Origin of the sequence: Kocuria marina, assembly GCF_000786655.1 — a bacterium.
In the GTDB taxonomy this organism is placed as follows: domain Bacteria; phylum Actinomycetota; class Actinomycetes; order Actinomycetales; family Micrococcaceae; genus Kocuria; species Kocuria marina_A.
On the sequence record NZ_JROM01000062.1, the window covers coordinates 1 to 18,329 of the forward strand.

The window sequence follows — 18,329 nt, forward strand, 5'->3', positions numbered from 1 at the left end:
CGGCGTGGGCGAAGCACGCCGCGGCGACCTGGTCGCGGTAGCCGCGTTCCTGGGCCCGGGCCAGGCACCGGAACATCGTGCGCAGCGACGCGTGCGGCACACCGAGCTCGTCCAGCACCCGCAGCGAGTCGGCCTTGCTCGTGGGTTCCACGATCCGCGCCAGCACCAGCGCCTTGAACGCCTCATCGCCCAGGGCATCGAACCCCAACCTGGCGTACGCGCTGGTCAGCACGTGCCACAGCAGTGCGCTGCACTTGCCGGTGATCACCGACTGCCCCGCCGGCACCGCGCCCGCGCTCAGGTCGAGCTCGCCCTGACCCGGGTGCATCTTCACCCGGGCGGCCTCCAACAGCGCGGTCAGCTCGGCCTCGGTGTGCGCTGAGCCCAGGTGCTCGAGGACTTTGTCCCGCCCGCCCCGGCGCTCAGCGATCTGCACCGCCGTCGCCCCCGACGCCGTCCGGACCTTACGCACGAACACCACGGTCCGACCCTACCCACCCGATTAGTGTGTCGCCGACCCCCGCCACAGGACCCTGACCAGCGACAACACCGGCCAAGTCAGCCAGGAGCTCTCAAGTGGCACGAGTCAGGTCGCACGATCCCGGGTCGAGCGCTGCCGGTTCCGTGACCGGCGCCGCGGTCGCTTCCGCGGTCACCTCCGCGGATGACGGCGCCCACCCCCGTACCGGACCCGCGGCACCGCGGGACGCGCGCCCCGCCGATGCCACTGCCCGGGTGGCCCGGTACTAGGGATTCCGCCCGGAGGTACAGGGGTTGCGGGCGGTCGCGGTGCTGTTGGTCGTGATCTACCACGTGTTCATGAGCCGGGTGTCCGGCGGCGTGGACATCTTCCTGCTCATCTCCGCCTTTTTCATGACGCTGTCGTTCGTGCGCCGGATCGAAGGTGGCCGGGCTCTTGGACCGGGCCGGTACTGGCTGCACACGTTCAAACGCCTGTTATCCCTGGCCACGCTCACGATCCTGCTCACCTTCGCCGCGCTGTGGGCGTTCTTCCCGGCCAGGCAGATCGCCCAGTTCCGTTCGCAGGGTGTGGCGTCCGTGCTGTACATGGAGAACTGGGCGCTCGCTGCCGAGCAGGTGGATTACTACGCGGCGGACCACTCGACCGCGTCCCCGTTCCAGCACTTCTGGTCCCTGTCCGTCCAGGGCCAGGTCTTCCTCGTATGGCCGCTGATCTTCGCCCTTGCGTGGTGGTGGCGACGTCGCACCGCCCGCAGTTGCGTACCCGTCCTCGCGGGCTGCTTCGGTCTCGTCTTCGCCACCTCCTTGGCATTCTCCGTGGTCACGACGGCGTCGCGGCAGGAGTTCGCGTACTTCGACACCCGCACGCGCTTATGGGAGTTCGCGCTCGGTTCCCTGCTGGCCCTGGCGCTCCCGTACGTCCGGGTCGGCCGGGTCGCGGGGGTGCTCCTGGGGTGGCTCGGATTCGTGAGCATGATCTCGGTGGGCGTGCTCGTGGACGTGCAGGGCGCGTTCCCCGGGTGGATCGCGCTGTGGCCGCTGCTCTCGGCGGCGGCGATCATCGTGGCGGGGCAGACGGGATCGCCGATCGGTTTCGACCGGTTCCTCTCGTGGGGCCCCGTGGTGCGACTGGGGGACGCGGCCTATGCGCTCTACCTCGTGCACTGGCCCCTGCTGATCACCTACCTGGTAATCCGCGACCGCCCGGACGCCGGAGCCGTCGCGGGAACCGCCCTCGTGCTGGCCTCGATCGCGCTCGCCCTCCTGCTCACGCGCTGGCTCGAAGAACCCCTGAAACGGTGGTCGTGGCCCGAGGCCCGGTCGTGGCGCGCCGGACTCGTGATCGCGGTGTGCGTGGGGCTCGTGACCGGGATCGCCGGGACGTGGGAACGGGCGGAGCTGCAGCGCAACCAGCGCCTGGGGGAGAACGCGTCCGCGAACAACCCCGGCGCCGTCGCCCTGCTGCCGGGCTACGAGTTCCACGGCGACCCGACCGCGCCCGCGCTGCCGCGCCCCGAGGAACTGCCCCACAGCGCCGCGGACCTGGGTGGGGGCTGTCCCGAGGATGTCGAGCTGCCCGAGCAGTACCGGCAGTTCTGCCGCGAGCCCGTGGCCACGGAGGACCCCGCCCGCACCGTGGTGGTGATCGGCAACAGCCACATGCAGCACTGGGTCCCCGCGCTCGAACCCCTGGCCCGCGCGAACGGGTGGCGCGTGCTCGCCTACATCCAACACGGGTGCTCCTACACGGTGGCCGCGGAACTCGAGGACGCCGAGGCGTGCGCGACCTGGTTCGAGGGCAGCGACGAGATGCTCGCCGCCGCGGACCCGGACCTCGTGTTCGTGCAGGGCACCTTCAGCGAGCCGGACGGGGAGACGTGGAAACCGGGCCTGGAGACCCGCGTGCGCGCGCTCGTGGCGGACGGTATCCAGGTGGTGGGCATCCGTGACACCCCGCGGTTCCACGACGCCCCGGCCGAGTGCGCCGCGCTGCGCGGCCTCGAGTCCCCGGAGTGCGAGATCGTGCACCCCATGCTCGACACCCCCGACCCCCAGCGGGACCTGGGCTCCGAACTGGAGGGTTTCGCGCCCGTGGACATGACCGACGTCGTGTGTCCCGACGGCGCGTGCTGGCCCGCCGTGGGCAACGTGATCGTGTACTTCGACGACGACCACCTCACCGGGATGTACGCGGCCTCAGCCTCCCACAGCTTCGCCCAGCGGGTCTCGGACGCCCTGCAGCAGGACGGGATCACGGGGATCGCGTTACCCGAGTAACTCCTTGTCAGGCGGGGGAGGTCTACTATGGCCTGCGTGCTTCCCCCCGATCGATCCCTCACGACAGTTCCGCAGGCCCCCGGGTTACCCACCACGGCCCCCGCCCCGTGGACGGACGTCTCCTCCGCCGGGACGCCCACCGCCTCCGCGTCCCCGGGCTCCTCCGCCTCGGACACCCGGGTGGCCCGGTATTCGGGATTCCGTCCCGAGGTGCAGGGGCTGCGTGCGGTGGCCGTGCTGTTGGTGGTCGTCTACCACGTGTTCATGGGCCGGGTCTCCGGTGGCGTGGACATCTTCCTGCTGATCTCGGCGTTCTTCATGACCCTCTCCTTCGTGCGCCGGATCGAAGGTGGGCGTCCGCTGGGGCTGGTCCGATACTGGCTGCACACCTTCAAGCGGTTGCTGCCGCTCGCCACGGTGATCATCCTGGGCACGCTGGCCCTCGTGGCGTTCGTGTTCCCGCGCACGGACGTCGCGGAGTTCCGGTCCCAGGGCGTGGCCTCGATCCTGTACGTCGAGAACTGGGCGCTGGCCGCCAACCAGGTGGACTACTACGCCGCGGACCATTCGACCGCCTCTCCCTTCCAGCACTTCTGGTCCCTGTCGGTTCAGGGTCAGGTGTTCCTGGTGTGGCCGCTGATCTTCGCCCTCGCGTGGTGGTGGCGACGCCGCACCGGGCGCAGCTGCGTACCCGTGCTGGCGGGGTGTTTCGGCCTCGTGTTCGTCGCCTCGCTCGCGTTCTCCGTGGTGACGACGGCGTCCCGGCAGGAGTTCGCGTACTTCGACACCCGCGCCCGGTTGTGGGAATTCGCACTGGGCTCCTTGCTGGCCCTGGCGGTGCCCTACCTGCGCGTGGGCCGGGGCCTGGGGGTGTTGCTGGGCTGGGCCGGGTTCGTGAGCATGGTCCTGGTGGGCATCCTCGTGGACGTGCAGGGCGCGTTCCCGGGCTGGATCGCGTTGTGGCCGCTCCTCTCGGCCGCGGCCATCATCGTGGCCGGCCAGACGGGATCGCCGATCGGTTTCGACCGGTTCCTCTCGTGGGGCCCCGTGGTGCGACTCGGGGATGCGGCGTACGCGCTCTACCTGGTGCACTGGCCGCTGCTGATCAGCTACCTGGTGCTCCGTGAGCGCCCCGAGGCCGGCCCCCGTTCGGGTGTGATGCTCGTGGTGCTCTCGGTCGTGCTGGCCCTGGCGCTGACCCGTTGGGTCGAGGCGCCGATGAAGCGCTGGGCGTGGCCCGAGGCCCGGAAGTGGCGCATGGGGCTCGTGATCGCGGTGTGCATGGGACTCGTGGTCGCGACCGCGGGGGCCTGGAGCGCCGTCGAACGCCACCGCACGCAACAGCTCACGTGGAACGCGGCCGAGAACAACCCGGGCGCGGTGTCCCTGCTGCCCGGTTTCCAGTTCGCGGGGGACCCGGAAGCACCCGCGCTGCCGTTGCCGGAGGACCTCTCCCGCAGCGCGGCGGAACTGGGCGGCGCGTGCCCCGAGGACATCGAGCTGCCCGAGCAGTTCCGCCAGTTCTGCCACGAGACCAGGGCCGCGGAGAACCCCGCCGAGACCGTGCTCGTCACGGGTAACAGCCACGCGCAACACTGGCTGCCGGCCATCACCGCTCTGGCCGAGGCGAACAATTGGCGGGTCGTGAACTACATCCAGCCCGGGTGCTACTACACCGTGGCCGAGGAGCAACCCCCGTTCGAGACGTGCGACCGATGGTTCGAGGGCACGCAGCCCATGGTGGACGCCGTGCACCCCGGTCTCATGTTCGTCCAGGGAACGTTCACCAACGTGGACGGGGAGTTCTGGAAGGCCGGTCTGGAGACCCGGGTGCGGGACCTCGTGTCCCAGGGCATCGACGTAGTGGGCATCCGCGACGTCCCCCGCTTCTCGCAGCCACCGTCCGAGTGCGCCGTGGAGCACGGGGAGGACGCCCCGCAGTGCGTGGGCACCCACCCCATGCTGGGCACCGAGGACCCGCAGCAGACCCTCGCGGAGGTGCTGCCCGGGTTCTCGGCCGTGGACATGACGGACGTGATCTGCCCGCGCGAGCAGTGCCGCCCGGTGATCGGCAACGTGTACGTGTACCTGGACGACGACCACATCACGGGCATGTACTCGGCCACGACCGCGCCCATCTTCGCGCAGCGCACCGCGGAGGCGATGACCGCGGACGGTGGCGCGGGTCTCGACGTGCCCCGCTGAGTCCGGCCTGCCACCCGACTGGGGGAAACGTCTACGATGGCCTGCGTGCTTCCCCGTGACGAGACCCCAGCCACCGCCGCGCCGTCCTCCGCGCCCGCGCCCTGGGGGGACGCGGCCTCCGCCGGGGCACCGACCGCGTCCGCGACCCCGGGATCCTCCGATTCCGCGGCCCGGGTGGCCCGGTTCTCGGGGTTCCGCCCGGAGGTGCAGGGGCTGCGGGCCGTGGCCGTGCTGCTCGTGGTGGTCTATCACGTATTCATGGGCCGGGTGTCCGGTGGTGTGGACATCTTCCTGCTGATCTCGGCGTTCTTCATGACGCTGTCGTTCGTGCGGCGGATCGAGGGCGGCCGACCGTTGGGGTTGGGCCGGTACTGGCTGCACACGTTCAAACGCCTGCTGCCCCTGGCCACGGTGATCATCCTGTTCACCCTGGCGCTCATCTGGCTCGTGTTCCCGCGCACGGACGTCGCGGAGTTCCGGTCCCAGGGCGTGGCCTCGATCCTGTATCTCGAGAACTGGGCCCTGGCGGCGAACGAGGTCAACTACTACGCGGCGGACCACTCGACCGCCTCTCCCTTCCAGCACTTCTGGTCCCTGTCCGTCCAGGGTCAGGTCTTCCTGGTGTGGCCGCTGATCTTCGCGCTCGCGTGGTTCGTCAAACGGCGCACGGGGCGTAACAGCATCCCCGTGCTGGCCGTGTGCTTCGGTCTCGTGTTCGCCGCCTCGCTCGCGTTCTCGGTGGTCACGACGGCGACCCAGCAGGAGTTCGCGTACTTCGACACCCGCGCCCGGTTGTGGGAATTCGCGCTGGGGTCGCTCATCGCGCTCGCGATCCCGTACCTGCACCCCGGCCGCGTGCTGCGTGTGGCCCTGGGCTGGCTCGGTTTCGTGAGCATGGTCTCGGTCGGTGTGCTCGTGGACGTGCAAGGCGCGTTCCCGGGGTGGATTGCCCTGTGGCCGCTGCTGTCGGCCGCGGCGATCATCTTGGCGGGGCAGTCCGGGTCCCGGATCGGTTTCGACCGATTCCTCTCGTGGGGTCCGATCGTGCGCCTGGGGGATGCCGCGTACGCCCTCTACCTGGTGCACTGGCCGCTGCTGATCGCCTACCTGGTGATCCGCGAGCGCCCCGAGGCGGGCCCGCGCTCCGGTGTGGCGCTCGTGGTGCTCTCGGTCGTATTGGCACTGCTGCTGACCCGCTGGATCGAAACGCCCCTGAAGCGCTGGGCGTGGCCCGAGGCCCGGAAGTGGCGCATGGGCCTCGTGATCGTGGTGTGCATGGGACTGGTCACCGCGACCGCCGCGGGCTGGGCCGCCGTCGACCGGCACCGCGAGGCGCAACTCGAGGCGCAGGCGGAACGGAACAACCCGGGGGCGCGCGTGCTCGACCCGGCGTTCGAGTTCACGGGGGACCCGAACGCCCCCGTCCTGCCACAGTCCATGGGGGACCAGTGGGTGGGACTGCCGCAGGAGTGCAGCGGGCTCTACCGCAGCCTGAACGCCACGGCCCAGGGGTTCTGCCGCCAGACGCCGGAGGTGTGGGACCCGGACAAGGTCGTGGCCGTGGTGGGCAACTCCCACATGGAGCAGTACATGGGCGCGCTGATCCCCGTGGCGGAGGAGGAGAACTGGCAGCTGATCTCCGTGCTGCAACCGGGCTGCGGCTTCGGCGTGGAGGGCCAGTCCGCGGCGTGCCGCGAGGGCAACGAGGCCGCCCTGGAATACCTCAAGGCCATGCAACCGGACGTGGTGATCACCACGTCCACCCGGTCCGAGCTCATGTCCGGGGAGGACGAGCACGTGGTGATCGGTCTCGAACAGATCGTCCACGAGCTCACGGCCGACGACATCACGGTCGTGGGGTTCCGGGACAACCCCCGGCTGGACTTCGACCCGACCCGGTGCGCGCAGGAACGCAGCCCCGACGACCCGTTGTGCTCGGTCTCGAGCGACGTCGTGCTCGGGGACCACAACCCCGCCGAGGCGCTCGAGACCATCCCCGGATTCGTGGGCGTGGACCCCACGCCGCTGATCTGCCCGCGGGGCGAGTGCGTCCCGGTGATCGGCAACGTGGCGGTGTGGTTGGACTCCCACCACCTCACGTGGGACTACACGCGCAGCATGGCCCCGCTGTTGCACGACACCCTGGTCCGCGCGGTCCAGGTCACACCGGGGGCGGACACGGAGTGAGCCCTCGGCGCGCGCCGTAGACTGGTGGGGACATTCTCGCGTGAAAGGGATTATTCGTGTCTGAACCCGTGCCCACGGCCCTCATGGACGACCCGTTCGGCTTCACCGGACTGACCTACGACGACGTGTTGTTGCTTCCCGGCAACACGGACGTGATCCCGTCGGAGGCGTCCACCAAGACCCGCTTGTCCCGCAGGATCACGCTGGAGGCCCCCGTGCTCTCCGCCGCGATGGACACCGTCACGGAATCGGCCATGGCCATCTCCATGGCCCGCCAGGGTGGGCTCGGCGTGATCCACCGCAACCTGTCCATCCAGGACCAGGCGGATCACGTGGACCGCGTCAAGCGCAGCGAGTCCGGGATGATCACCAACCCGGTCACGGTGTCCCCGGAGGCCACCCTCGCGGAACTGGACCGGTTGTGCGGTTACTACAAGGTCTCCGGTCTGCCCGTGGTGGACGAGTCCCAGAAGCTGCTGGGGATCATCACCAACCGTGACACCCGCTACCTGCCCGAGAGCGATTTCGAGACCCGGCTCGTGCGGGACGTGATGACCCCCATGCCGCTCGTCACGGGCAACGTGGGGATGAGCCGCGACGAGGCCCACAAGCTGCTGGCCACGCACAAGATCGAGAAGCTGCCGCTCGTGGACGACCAGGACCGGCTGACCGGGCTGATCACGGTCAAGGATTTCACCAAGGCCGAGCAGTACCCGCTGGCCACCAAGGACGACGAGGGCCGGTTGCGCGTGGGTGCCGCCGTGGGCTTCTTCGGCGACGGCTACGAGCGCGCCATGGCGCTCGTGGAGGCCGGCGTGGATGCCCTGTTCATCGACACCGCCAACGGCCACTCCCAGGGCGTGTTGGACATGATCGCCCGGCTCAAGAAGGACTCCGCCGCCGCCCACGTGGACATCATCGGCGGGCAGGCCGCCACCCGCGCGGGCGCCCAGGCGATCGTGGATGCCGGCGCGGACGCCGTGAAGGTGGGCGTGGGCCCGGGTTCCATCTGCACGACCCGCGTGATCGCGGGCGTGGGCGTCCCGCAGATCACCGCGATCAACGAGGCCGCCCAGGTCACCATTCCCGCGGGCGTGCCGCTGATCGCCGACGGCGGTCTGCAGTTCTCGGGGGACATCGGCAAGGCCCTCGTGGCCGGTGCGGACTCCGTGATGCTCGGCTCCCTGCTGGCCGGTTGCGACGAGTCCCCCGGGGAACTCGTGTTCGTGGGCGGCAAGCAGTTCAAGGCGTACCGCGGCATGGGCTCGCTCGGGGCCATGCAGTCGCGCGGCAAGAACACGTCCTACTCCAAGGACCGCTACTTCCAGGCAGACGTGGCCGACGACGAGAAGCTCATCCCCGAGGGCATCGAGGGCCAGGTGCCCTACCGCGGGCCGCTCGCGTCCGTGCTGCACCAGTTGGACGGTGGGCTGCGCCAGACCATGTTCTACGTGGGCGCGCACAGCATCGAGGAGCTCAAGCACAAGGGGCGGTTCGTGCGGATCACGCCGGCCGGGCTCAAGGAGTCCCACCCGCACGACATCACCATGACGGTGGAAGCCCCCAACTACAAGCGCTGATCGCGCCAGCCCCCGCGCTCTCCGCGCGGTGAAAGGATCCCTCGTGAGTTACGACATCGAAATCGGGCGCTCCAAGCGGGCACGCCGCACGTTCAGCCTGGACGAGATCGCCCTGGTGCCCTCCCGACGCACGCGCGATCCGCAGGACGTGAGCACCTCGTGGCAGATCGACGCCTACAACTTCGACATCCCCGTGGTGGGTGCGCCCATGGACTCCGTGATGTCCCCGGCCACGGCGATCGCCCTGGGCCGCTGCGGCGGTCTGGGCGTGCTGGACCTCGAGGGCCTGTGGACCCGCTACGAGGACCCGCAGCCCGTCCTGGACGAGATCGCGGACCTCAGCTCTGAAAACCTGCCGCAGGCCACGCGGCGGATGCAAGAGCTGTACTCCGCCCCGATCCAGCCCGAGTTGATCAAGGCCCGGTTGGCCGAGATCCGCGAGTCCGGGGTGATCGTCTCCGGCTCCCTGTCCCCGCAGCGCGTCGTGGAGCACTACCGCACCGTGCTCGAGGCGGGCGTGGACCTGTTCGTGATCCGCGGCACCACGGTCTCCGCGGAGCACGTCTCGCGCACCCAGGAGCCCCTGGACCTCAAGAAGTTCATCTACGACCTGGACGTTCCCGTGATCGTGGGCGGCGCCGCGGGCTACACCCCGGCCCTGCACCTCATGCGCACGGGTGCGGCGGGCGTGCTCGTGGGCTTCGGGGGCGGCGCGTCCCTGCGCACCGAATCCATCCTGGGCATCCACGCGGCCATGGCCTCGGCCATCTCCGACGTCGCCGCGGCCCGCCGCGACTACCTCGACGAATCGGGCGGCCGGTACGTCCACGTGATCGCCGACGGCGGTCTGGGCACCTCGGGTGACATCGTCAAGGCCATCGCCATGGGCGCCGACGCCGTGATGCTCGGGACCCTGCTGGCCCGCGCGGAGGAGGCCCCGGGTCAGGGCTGGCTGTGGGGTCCCGAGGCCCACAACCCGCACTCACCGCGCGGTGTGCGCACCCACGTGGGGACCGTGGGTCCCCTGGGCGAGCTGCTCAACGGGCCCTCCCGGCACGTGGACGGCTCCTCCAACGTGATCGGTGCCCTGCGCCGGGCCATGGCCACCACCGGGTACTCCGAGCTCAAGGAGTTCCAGCGCGCGGACGTGGTGATCCGCAGCTGATCCGCCCGTGCCGGGCCGCGGGTGCGCCCGCGCGCCCGGCGCGGGAACCGGCGGCCGCTCCGGACCCGTGACCCGTGGCCGTCCCGTGATCGGGGCTGCCCGTACCCCCCGCTGATTTGGGAAACGTCCAGCCCGGAGCACTAGGGTTGAGGGGTGCTCAAGACCGCCCTGCGCCCCCGCTCCCTGGCTTCCCTGGCGGTCGCGCTGCTCGTGGCGGCACTGTTCGTGGTGCTGAGCATGTGGCAGTTGAACGCTTCCCTGCAGTCCTCCACCGTGGTGGATCCCGCCAAGGACCGGGTCTCGGCCCTGCGGGACGTCGTCTCCCCGGGGGAGGCCACGACCGCCCAGCAAGCCGATCACGTGGTGTCCGCGGTCGGGCGCTACGTCCCCGACTCCACGGTGCTGGTCCCGGGACGGTTGCAGGACGGCAACCCCGGCTACTGGGTGGTCACCCAACTCGCGATCCCCGATTCGCAACAGCGCTGGGACGCCGCCGATTCCGACGTCTCGATCGCGGTGGCCCGCGGCTGGGTGGCCTCCGCCGACCGGGTGCCGCGAGCGCCGTCGGGCGAGATCCGGGTGATCGGCAGACTCCTGCCCACGGACTCCCCGCTGCCGAGCGAGAACGTGCCGGCCGGGCAGGTCGCGTCCGTGGCTTCCGCGCAGCTGAGCAACCTGTGGGACGCGCCCCTGTACTCGGGCTTCGTGGCCGCGTTCGCGGAGAACCCCGCGGCGGAACCGGCGCCCGTGACCCGAGAGGGTACGCTCGCGGCGTCGGCCGGGCTCATGGGGGAGGGGCTCGAACCCCTGCAGATCCAGCAGCAACCCGCGGACACCTCCGTGCACGCCCTGAACCTGTTCTACGCGATCGAGTGGGTCGTGTTCGCGGGCTTCGCGTTCTTCATGTGGTGGCGTTTCGTGCGGGACGACTACCTGCGCCGGCAGGACCCCGAGAAGTACTTCTACTTCGACGGCGACTACTTCTGGGACGAGGCCGAGCAGTCCTACTACTACTGGGACGCCCAGGACCAGTGCTACTACTACTTCGACGACCAACCCGCGGTGCGCACGGAATCGCGCACCTCGCCCACGAGTTCCACCCCGCGATCCCACGGAGCCAGTCATGAGTGATCACACGCCGCAACCCGATTCCCAGCCCCGCCCGGTGCGCCGCACCGACGGCGTGCGGGTCACCGCGCCCGAGGACGCGAGCCCCGAGCGCGCGACCGTCCCGGACAGCGTGCGCGCCAAGGCCGCCGCGCTGAAACCACGACGGCGTTTCGGCGGCACCGAGGCACAGATCCGCGGCGCGCTGACCTTCTACAAGGTGTGCGCGTGGATCTCGGGTACGTTCCTGCTGCTGCTCGTCGCGGAGATGATCACCCGCTACGGCTTCGGCTACGACCTGATCGCGGGCGGCACGGACAAGGCGACGGGCCAGAGTGTGGCCCTGGGCTGGCAGGACCTCGAGCTCGAGAACCTGGCCGGGGGCGTGAACATCTCCACGTGGATCCTGATCATCCACGGCTGGTTCTACGTGATCTACCTGCTCTCGTGCCTGCGCGTGTGGTCCCTCATGCGCTGGCCGTTCGCGCAGCTGGTCGTGATGGCCCTGGGCGGTGTGGTGCCGTTCCTCTCGTTCATCGTGGAACGCAAGATCCACCGCTCCACGGAGGCCGAGCTCGTGGCCAATCCGCGCGCCGCCCGGCGCTACTGAGACCGGGCCAGGGTGTCCGAGCGGTGTTCTAGACTTGTCCGCGTGAGTGAATCCCCTGACAACCTGAGCGAACTGGAGCAACGTCCGGTACTCGTGGTCGACTACGGCGCGCAGTACGCGCAGCTGATCGCCCGCCGGGTACGCGAGGCGAACGTCTACTCCGAGATCGTCCCGCACACCTGGTCCACCGAGAAGATCCTGCAGCGCAACCCCGCCGCCCTGATCCTCTCCGGCGGCCCGGCGTCCGTGTACGCGCCCGGCGCGCCGCAGCGGGACGCCGAACTGTTCGAGGCCGGCGTGCCCGTGCTGGGGATCTGCTACGGCTTCCAGGTCATGGCCAACGCCCTGGGCGGGACCGTGGAGCGCACGGGTGTGCGCGAGTACGGGGCCACCGCCGCCTCGACCTCCGGGGACGGCGTGGGCACCATCCTGGACGGCACCCCGGACGTGCAGACCGTGTGGATGAGCCACGGTGACTCGGTCACCGCCGCGCCCGAGGGTTTCACGACCCTGGCCACCACGGAGGGCGTCCCGGTGGCGGCCTTCGAGAACCGCGAGCGCAAGCTCTACGGCGTGCAGTGGCACCCCGAGGTCAAGCACTCCGCGTACGGGCAGAAGATCCTGGAGAACTTCCTCTTCGAAGGGGCCCAGCTCACGCCCACGTGGTCTACGGGCAACATCATCGAGGAGCAGGTGGCCGCGATCCGCGCCCAGGTGGGTGACGGCAAGGCCCTGTGCGGCCTCTCCGGCGGTGTGGACTCCGCGGTGGCCGCAGCCCTCGTGCAGCGCGCGATCGGGGACCGTCTCACGTGCGTGCTGGTGGATCACGGTCTGATGCGCCAGGACGAGGTCGCACAGGTCGAGAAGGACTACGTGGCCGCCACGGGCATCAAGCTCCACGTGGCCCGCGAGCAGGACCGCTTCCTCGCCGCACTCAAGGGCGTCACCGACCCCGAGACCAAGCGCAAGAACATCGGCCGGGAATTCATCCGCGCGTTCGAGGCCGCCGAGCAGAAGGTGCTCAGCGACGAGGCCCAGGACGGCCAGCCCGTCCGGTTCCTCGTGCAGGGCACGCTGTACCCGGACGTCGTGGAATCCGGCGGCGGTGAGGGTGCCGCCAACATCAAGAGCCATCACAACGTGGGCGGGCTGCCCGAGGACCTGCAGTTCGAACTCGTGGAACCGCTGCGCGCCCTGTTCAAGGACGAGGTCCGCGCGGTGGGCCGTGAACTGGGTCTGCCCGAGAACATCGTGGGCCGCCAGCCCTTCCCGGGCCCTGGTCTGGGGATCCGGATCATCGGAGAGGTCACCGAGGAGCGCCTGGACATCCTGCGCCGCGCGGACGCGATCGCCCGCGAGGAGCTCACGCGCGCCGGTCTCGACGACGACGTGTGGCAGATGCCCGTGGTGCTGCTCGCGGACGTGCACTCGGTGGGGGTCCAGGGGGACGGTCGCACGTACGGCCACCCCGTGGTGCTGCGCCCGGTCAGCTCCGAGGACGCCATGACCGCCGACTGGTCCCGCTTGCCCTCCGAGCTGCTCGCCCGGATGTCCAACCGCATCACCAACGAGGTCGAGGAGATCAACCGGGTGGTCCTGGACATCACGTCCAAGCCCCCGGGAACCATCGAGTGGGAGTGAACCCCACCGCGTAGAGAGCCATCGTCAGTTGCGGTGCGCCGGTCCGCCCCATCCCCCCGTGGTGAGCAGACCGGCGCACTCGTGAGTAGGAGCACCATGTCGACACCCGCCCCGGACCGTTCCCGACCAACCCCCCAGGACACGGGCGCCACGGGCGAGCGCGAACACCCCCGCGTGTCCCTGCGTTCCTGGACCCAGCAGATGGACGCCTACACGGGCCCGGACACCCTGCTGGACTTCAACCAGGTGGACAACGTCTGCATCGATCTCACCGAGGCCAACTCCTCGGGGCAGGCGCAGTTGCTCATGGGCCGTCCTACCCGGCTGTCCACGATGATCCACCAGGACAGCCCCGCGTACGAGCGCGCCGTGCGCTCGGCCCGGGCGCTGCGCACCAAGGTCCACGAGCTGTCGGTGATGCACGGTCTGGACGCCTCCTACCTGGCCGCGGGCACGGCGTCGTGGCTCGCGGATCCCGTGGCGGACGGGTTGCGCCGGTTCATCGCCCCGGTCCTACTCGCCCCGGTCACGGTTAAGCTGCGCCCGGACCACAAGGACTTCGAACTGCACATCGTGGGTCCCGCCCACCTCAACCCGGCACTCGTGCGCCGGTTGCGCGAGGACCACGGCGTGGAACTGGCCACGGCGGAGATGTCCCGGCTCGCGTACGGCACCCGCAAGCTGGACCCGGCGCCCGTACTGGAGACCCTGCGTCAGCTCGCGGCCCACGTCCCGGGCATGCACGTGGAACACCAGTTGCTGGTCTCCACGTTCGCGGACCTGCATGAGCGTCCCGCGGACGAGCACGTGGTCGCACACACCCAGCTGATCGAGGATCTGGCCCGGCTCAAGAACCCCGAGGTCGGCAAACTGCCCGTCGTGCGCCCCCTGACCGATCGGGCACCCGGTCTCGACGAGCGGGACCCCGCCCACGAGTTGCTGCTCACTGACCTGGACGCCAATCAGCAGGAGATCGTGGACCTCGCCGAACAGGGTGAGAGCTTCGTGGTCGCCACACCCGTGGGCACCGCCGCGGTGGACACCGTGGTCTCCACGGTCGGCGCGCTCGTGCACCGCGGCCGCAGCGTCCTGGTGCTCGGCGAGTCCCGCACCACGCTCGCCGCGTTCAACCGCGCGTGGAACCGCACCGGCCTGGACTCGCTCGTCCTGCCGCTGGGCTCCCACCTGAGCCCGGACGACGTCGCCGAGCGGCTCGTGCGCGCCGTCGCCCGCAACGAACGCGCCGAGCAGCCGCAGCTCGAACAGCACCTGGACGCCCTGCAGCGCAGCCGCGAACAGTTGCGCGTGCACGAGGAATCCCTGCACGCACTGCGCCCCCGCTGGCAGGCCTCGCCCTACGAGGCCATGCAGGCGCTCGCGGAACTGACCGCGCGCACCCCCGGACCGCAGACCGCGGTGCGGTTCCGCCGTTCCGTGCTGGACGCCGTGTCCCACCGCAGCGAGGTGCAGCGTCAGCTCCAGCGCGCCGCGACCCTCGGCGCGTTCGACGCCGCGACGCTCGCGAGCCCGTGGCACGGTGCGCGGCTCGTCAACGATGACGAGGCCCGCGAGGCCCACGACCTCGCCAAGTCCCTGCTGCTCGAACTGACCACCCTCAAGACGGCCATGCGCAACGTCCTGGGGGTCTCGGGGCTGCGCGTGGGCTCGACCATCGGCGAATGGGAGCAACAGCTCGAACTCGTGATCGAGGTCGGGGAGTCGCTCGAGTACCTCACGCCGGACATCTACGACCGGCCCGTGACGGACCTGATCGCCGCGACGGCCTCCGCGTCCTGGCGGCGGGACCACGAGATCGAGCTGAGCGGGCTGCAGCGCTCCCGCCTGCGCAAGGCCGCCAAGGAATACATCCGACCCGGCGTCCACCTCTCGGACCTGCACTCGGCGCTCGTGAAGGTGCAGTCCGAACGGGACAGGTGGCGCCAGTGGGCCACCACGCTCGAACAGCCCGCCGTGTCGGACCGCGCAGGGGAGACCCTGCAGATCCATCGCCGGTTCCGCGAGGACCTCGAGGGGCTCGCGATCGCGCTCGAGGGCTCGCGCACCGCCGCGCGCCTGGAGACGGCCGGGGTGGACGAGCTGCAGGAGATCCTGGACGAACTGATCAACGACGAGGCCCACCTCGCGACCCTGCCCGAACGCACCGTGTTGCTCGACGACCTGCGGGCGCGCGGGCTGGGGGATTTCCTGCAGGACCTCGAGACCCGCGCGGTACCCGCCGAACGCGTGGGCGAGGAACTCGACCTCGCGTGGTGGCAGTCCGTGCTCGAGGCCATGATCAGCGGTGACGACTTCGTGGCCATGCCGGACGGTTCCGAGCTGCGCCGCACGGAATCCGTGTTCCGCCGCGCCGATTCCGCCCACATCGCGGCCGCACCGGCGCGACTCGAGTACGCCCTGGCCGAGCGCTGGGCGCGGGACACCAAGCGCAACCCCAGGGAGGCCCACGCGCTGCGGGACATGCTGCGCAGCGGTCACGTGCGCACCGAGGAGCTGGACCGGGTCCAGCACCTCACGCCGTCGCTCGTGCCCGTGTGGACCGCGAGTCCGCTCGTGCTCACCGCCACGCTGGGGGAGGAGCAGTCCGTGGACACCGTGGTGGTCCTGGACGCCGAGTCCACCCCGCTCGCGGCCACGCTGCCCGCGATCGTGCGGGCGGATCAGGTGATCGCGTTCGGTGACCGCAACGCCGCGGGTCCCCAGCCCTTCACGGTGGCCCCGCACGTCGCGGCCCGGGACACTCCGCAGCCCGTCGCGGAGATCGACTCGGCCTACGATGCGCTGACCCGCGTGGTGGACTCCCGGTCCCTAACCTCGGTGCGCCGGCCCATGGACCCCCGGTTGTTCGACTACCTCAATGACGCGTTCTACGACGGCGCCCTGACCCGCGTGCCGCAGGCGTCGGAACTGACGAGCGTGAGCACGGGGATGTCCGCCGAGTACGTCGTGGACGGCGTGGGCGTGCTCACCGCGGGCAGCGAGGGGGTGCAGGCACCCACCGCGGAGGTCCACCGCACCGTGGACCTGGTCTTCGCCCACGCCGAGCGGCATCCCGAGCGGTCCCTGGCCGTGGTCACCGCAAGCGCGATGCATGCCGCCCGCGTGGCCCAGGCCGTGCAACGTCGACTGCGGGAGACCGGTGAGTCCGCCGAGTTCTTCGCCCCGGGGCGCGAGTCCTTCCGCGTGGTCGAGCTGCACCGGGCCGCCGGGATCGAGCGGGACACCGTGATCTTCTCGCTGGGCTTCGGGCGCACCACGTCCGGGCGCAGCACACCGCAGCTGGGGGCGCTGTCCGAGCGGGACGGGCGCCAGGCGTTCGTGCGGGGCATGACGCGATCGCGGCGGCACACGCACATCGTCACGTCCATCCACCCCAAGGACACCGAACCGCGGCGGTTGCAGAACGGTGCCAAGGACATGTACCACATGCTCGAGATCCTCTTCGGGGAGGACACCACGTCCGAGCGCGCGGTGGCTCCCGCCGAGGACACCGACGCCGCCCCGGACGCCCTGGTCGCGGACCTCGCCCGCCGGTTGCGTGGCGCCGGAGCCACCGTGCACACCGGGTACGCCCACGTGATCGACATGGCCGCGTACGCGGAGACCGAGTCCCTCTCCGCGGGGGCGGTCACCCAGCGCGCGGCCACGGGTGAGCCCGTGCGCATCCCGGTGGCCCTGCGGTCCGACGGTTCCGAGCGCAGCCGCGCACTGAGCGTGCGCGAGCGCTCGCGGCTCATTCCGCAGCAGCTCGAACGCGCGGGGTGGAACTACGTGAGCCTGTGGTCCGTGGAGGTCTTCACGGATCCGCAGACCGTGGCGGGGCTCGTCCAGCGGTACCTGGGCCTGAGCGCCGCCGATGCGGGGCCCCGCACCGAGGCCGCCGCGCAGCGGGCGGGCGGTGCGCGTGCCGAGTGACGGCGCGGGCGCCCAGGACGGGCGCGCGCGGGACGGCGCGGCGTCGGAGGAGCTCGCGCCGGACCCTGCGCACGACCCAGGGTCCACGGGTGACGCAAGTGCCCGGGGCGCAGCGGTCACCCCGTCCGAGGTGAGCGCGCCGGACCCCACGGCCGCCGGACGGTTCGGGGGACGACGACGCCGCGGCCACCGCCGCGCGACGGGCGGGACCGCGCCGGACGCGGAGCGCGCCCTGCGCGCCGATGAGTGGGGAGCGGGTCCCGAAGCGCTGGGTTCGGACGCCCCGGATCCCCGGGAGGCGGTCGCGGAGAGCGGCCACGCGCAGTGGTTGAAGCAGCAGCGCCCACCCCACTGGGGTTGAACCGCCCACCGCCCGCACCCTGTCACGATGACACCAGGACCAGGGACACCCGACCCGTTCCGTCGAGCGTGGCCAGTTCCGCGGCGATCTGACGTGACGCCGCCAGGACCACGAGGCCGGCGTCCCCGTCGGTGCCCCCGGCGGAGAGCAGGGACGAGGTGTCGGGGGAGTGGGCGGTCGCGGCCCACAACACGGTCACGGACTCGGCCACGGTGCGGCCACGACCGTTCGAGGCATCGTCGGTGTGGTGCACGACGTCCACCACGTCACCCGGCCGGACGTGGCGCAGCACCGCGGGATCACTCACGCGCACCGTGGCGGCGGTGGTCCCCTCGGGCTGACCCGTGAGCACCCCGGGACCCAGCACCGTGGAGGGTGTCACGGGTTGACCCACGGTCAGGGCGATCGTGGTGGTCTGTCCCGCGGCGTCGTCGGGGGTGGTGAAGGCTGACGCGGGGGTGAGGGCGGACGGGAATTCGGCGATCGTGAGGTCACCGGCAGCGAGCGTCCGACCCGCCGGGATCTCCCGGGCCGCCGTGACCACGGGCGTGGTCTGCGCGCTGGGCGGCGCAAGTCGCAGGATCACGAGTGTCAGGGCCAGGGCGCACAGCGCGGCGGCCACGAGCCGGTGGCGGCGGCGCACGGCGGTGCGGAGGCGCAGGGCCAGGGGATAGTGCGGGCGGGATCGGGAGCGCATACCCGGGACGCTAGGCGGGCGGCGTCGTCGGCCCGGTGCGGCGCGGTGGACCGGTGGAGAACGGGCGCGGTCTCAGCGCCGAG

Annotated in this window: 12 protein-coding genes and 1 pseudogene; 11 read left to right on the forward strand and 2 right to left on the reverse strand. The window is 70.8% G+C overall.

Annotation, left to right across the window (positions count from 1 at the left end):
* Window positions 1-481, reverse strand: a pseudogene (locus tag AS25_RS13410) (IS1634 family transposase); the annotation flags it as partial.
* Window positions 482-576: 95 nt separating this feature from the next.
* On the opposite strand from AS25_RS13410, the gene AS25_RS15405 reads away from it, so the two are divergent.
* From AS25_RS15405 to AS25_RS15410, 11 genes are all read left to right on the forward strand, one after another.
* The gene (locus AS25_RS15405) at window positions 577-750 is read left to right on the forward strand and encodes a hypothetical protein (protein ID WP_253270601.1); all 174 of its coding nucleotides are present in this window, start codon (window positions 577-579) and stop codon (window positions 748-750) included.
* Window positions 751-774: 24 nt separating this feature from the next.
* Window positions 775-2,760, forward strand: coding sequence for an acyltransferase family protein (locus AS25_RS13415; protein ID WP_301280197.1), 1,986 nt, complete (start codon window positions 775-777; stop codon window positions 2,758-2,760).
* 36 nt (window positions 2,761-2,796) lie between these two features.
* The gene (locus tag AS25_RS13420) at window positions 2,797-4,965 is read left to right on the forward strand and encodes an acyltransferase family protein (protein ID WP_253270602.1); all 2,169 of its coding nucleotides are present in this window, start codon (window positions 2,797-2,799) and stop codon (window positions 4,963-4,965) included.
* Between the two features lie 45 nt (window positions 4,966-5,010).
* Window positions 5,011-7,152: an acyltransferase family protein gene (locus AS25_RS13425; RefSeq protein WP_253270603.1), complete on the forward strand. Its 2,142-nt coding sequence runs from the start codon at window positions 5,011-5,013 to the stop codon at window positions 7,150-7,152.
* An 83-nt stretch (window positions 7,153-7,235) separates the two neighbouring features.
* Complete coding sequence (gene guaB, locus AS25_RS13430; RefSeq protein ID WP_035965968.1) at window positions 7,236-8,732, forward strand: IMP dehydrogenase; 1,497 nt, start codon at window positions 7,236-7,238, stop codon at window positions 8,730-8,732.
* 43 nt (window positions 8,733-8,775) lie between these two features.
* Window positions 8,776-9,897 (forward strand): GuaB3 family IMP dehydrogenase-related protein, encoded by a 1,122-nt coding sequence (locus tag AS25_RS13435; RefSeq protein WP_035965869.1) that lies wholly within the window; start codon window positions 8,776-8,778, stop codon window positions 9,895-9,897.
* Between the two features lie 153 nt (window positions 9,898-10,050).
* Window positions 10,051-11,028: an SURF1 family protein gene (locus AS25_RS13440; RefSeq protein ID WP_035965870.1), complete on the forward strand. Its 978-nt coding sequence runs from the start codon at window positions 10,051-10,053 to the stop codon at window positions 11,026-11,028.
* Window positions 11,021-11,614 carry a DUF3817 domain-containing protein gene (locus tag AS25_RS13445; protein WP_035965872.1) on the forward strand — a complete coding sequence of 198 codons (594 nt, stop codon included), beginning with the start codon at window positions 11,021-11,023 and terminating at the stop codon, window positions 11,612-11,614. Before AS25_RS13440 ends, AS25_RS13445 begins: the two co-directional genes overlap by 8 nt.
* 42 nt (window positions 11,615-11,656) lie before the next feature.
* Window positions 11,657-13,255 carry a glutamine-hydrolyzing GMP synthase gene (gene guaA, locus AS25_RS13450; protein WP_035965874.1) on the forward strand — a complete coding sequence of 533 codons (1,599 nt, stop codon included), beginning with the start codon at window positions 11,657-11,659 and terminating at the stop codon, window positions 13,253-13,255.
* A 96-nt stretch (window positions 13,256-13,351) separates the two neighbouring features.
* Window positions 13,352-17,188: a hypothetical protein gene (locus AS25_RS13455; protein ID WP_035965876.1), complete on the forward strand. Its 3,837-nt coding sequence runs from the start codon at window positions 13,352-13,354 to the stop codon at window positions 17,186-17,188.
* Window positions 17,178-17,549 carry a hypothetical protein gene (locus AS25_RS15410; RefSeq protein WP_253270604.1) on the forward strand — a complete coding sequence of 124 codons (372 nt, stop codon included), beginning with the start codon at window positions 17,178-17,180 and terminating at the stop codon, window positions 17,547-17,549. Before AS25_RS13455 ends, AS25_RS15410 begins: the two co-directional genes overlap by 11 nt.
* Window positions 17,550-17,571: 22 nt before the next feature.
* Here AS25_RS15410 and cpaB read toward each other — a convergent pair whose 3' ends face one another.
* On the reverse strand, window positions 17,572-18,246 hold the full coding sequence (cpaB, locus tag AS25_RS13465; RefSeq protein ID WP_035965879.1) for a Flp pilus assembly protein CpaB: 675 nt from the start codon (window positions 18,244-18,246) through the stop codon (window positions 17,572-17,574).
* Between the last annotated feature and the right edge of the window lie 83 nt (window positions 18,247-18,329).

Excerpts from the sequence above, each read along its gene's own strand:
- AS25_RS13445 (WP_035965872.1), top strand. The coding sequence starts at position 11,021 with ATGAGTGATCACACGCCGCAACCCGATTCCCAGCCCCGCCCGGTGCGC.
- guaB (WP_035965968.1), top strand. The coding sequence starts at position 7,236 with ATGGACGACCCGTTCGGCTTCACCGGACTGACCTACGACGACGTGTTG.
- AS25_RS13455 (WP_035965876.1), top strand. The coding sequence starts at position 13,352 with ATGTCGACACCCGCCCCGGACCGTTCCCGACCAACCCCCCAGGACACG.
- cpaB (WP_035965879.1), bottom strand. The coding sequence starts at position 18,246 with ATGCGCTCCCGATCCCGCCCGCACTATCCCCTGGCCCTGCGCCTCCGC.